This window comes from Paraburkholderia sp. SIMBA_027 (assembly GCF_046535315.1).
GTDB lineage: Bacteria > Pseudomonadota > Gammaproteobacteria > Burkholderiales > Burkholderiaceae > Paraburkholderia > Paraburkholderia tropica.
The window spans coordinates 1-265 of record NZ_JAWRWY010000769.1; the positions used below are offsets into that span (position 1 = coordinate 1).

General features: G+C 69.1%; 1 pseudogene. It reads right to left on the reverse strand.

From position 1 onward, the window contains the following. Positions 1-75: 75 nt before the first annotated feature. Positions 76-265: pseudogene (locus SB764_RS41130) on the reverse strand (GspE family protein); the annotation flags it as partial.

The following is a 265-nucleotide window of genomic DNA, read 5'->3' on the forward strand; positions in this document are numbered from 1 at the left end:
GTACGCCGTCGGCGTCGACGCCGCGCCATCTGAAGCGCAAATCGACTGCCGCGGGCTGAGGAGATGTGACCGTGCTCATGCGACCTCGGTAGCGGCAAGTGCTTCCGCGAGACTCGTGGTGCCGTCGCGCACCCGGGCCAGCGCCGCGTCGCGCAACGTGGCCACCCGTTCGGTTCGGGCGAGACGTGCAAGTTCGTGCGTGCCCGCGCTCGCCACCATCAGCTCACGCATCGCATCGGAGACGGGCATCACCTGGTGAACCCCG